Origin of the sequence: Arthrobacter sp. Br18, assembly GCF_000520555.1 — a bacterium.
Taxonomy (GTDB): domain Bacteria; phylum Actinomycetota; class Actinomycetes; order Actinomycetales; family Micrococcaceae; genus Arthrobacter_D.
In genome coordinates this window covers 61,247-62,354 of record NZ_KI914890.1, presented here as the reverse complement: position 1 = coordinate 62,354, position 1,108 = coordinate 61,247, and the positions used below count along the sequence as shown (strand labels likewise).

General features: G+C 65.8%; 2 protein-coding genes. Both read left to right on the top strand.

Annotated features, from left to right (window positions below; genetic code table 11):
* Window positions 1-432, top strand: a 432-nt coding sequence (locus tag Y704_RS25410; protein WP_035773087.1) for a DUF3159 domain-containing protein, incomplete at its 5' end; no start/stop codon positions are given.
* Window positions 433-560: 128 nt separating this feature from the next.
* On the top strand, window positions 561-1,108 hold a 548-nt coding region (locus tag Y704_RS21875; RefSeq protein WP_081747706.1), incomplete at its 3' end, for a dihydrofolate reductase family protein.

The window sequence follows — 1,108 nt, the reverse complement described above, 5'->3', positions numbered from 1 at the left end:
AAGCCGCTCACGCAGGCGCTGTCGGGACTCGTCGGTGTGGCGATCTGCGCCGTCGTGGCGCTGCGCACCGGCAACGCCGAGGATTTCTTCCTGCCCGGGTTCTACGTCAACGGCGCCTACATCGTGGCCATGGTCATCTCGATCGCGGTCCGCTGGCCCGTCGCAGGGCTGTTGTTCGGCTTCATCCGCGGCGAAGGGGTCGAATGGCGGAAGGAGCGACGCCGGGTGCGGGCCTACTCGGCAGCAACATGGATTATCGTCTCGGTGCTGGCCCTCCGGCTGGCGGTCCAGCTGCCGCTTTACCTCGCAGAGAACATCGCGGCCCTGGGGTCAACGCGGGTGGCCATGGGCCTGCCCCTGTACGCCCTCGGGTTGTGGTTCGCGTGGCTCGTCTCGAAACCTCCGGTTCAGCATTCCGTGCCCGCGCCGTGAGACGCCCACCCGAGCCTACTTCCGACGGCGAACGAGCGGATCCAGCCACAGCCACGATCCGCCCACGACAACTGATCATCAACCAAGCGACACGCCGCCGCTCGACCCATCGGCGGTAACCTTGCGGAATGCGACCCCTGCGGTACTCCATCAACGTCACGTTGGACGGGTGCTGTGATCACCGTGCGATCCCCGCGGACGACGAGTTGCATCGTCACGCGGTCGAGAACCTCGACCAGGCCGATGCCCTTCTCTTCGGCCGGGTGACCTACGAATTGATGGAATCAGCGTGGCGGCTCTTGGCGCCGTCGGGGGCGGGACCTGATGGGATGGAACCCTTCGCCCGGACGATCAACGCGGCCAGGAAGTACGTCGTGTCGAGCACCCTGGAGCAGGTCGATTGGAATGCGGAACTCGTGCGCGGGGACCTGGGCAAGGCAGTTCAGCACCTCAAACGGGAGCCGGGCAAGGGACTGTTCGTGGGAGGGGTGAAGCTCCCACTGGCGTTGACGGAGCTGGGATTGATCGATGAGTACGAGTTCGTGGTGCATCCCCGGCTCGCGGGCCACGGGCCGACGTTGTTCGCGGGGCTATCAAAGCATGTCGACCTGAAGCTCGTGAGCCGGCTGGAGTTCGGCTCGGGGGCAGTGGCGATGCGGTACGAGCCGAGAGAACC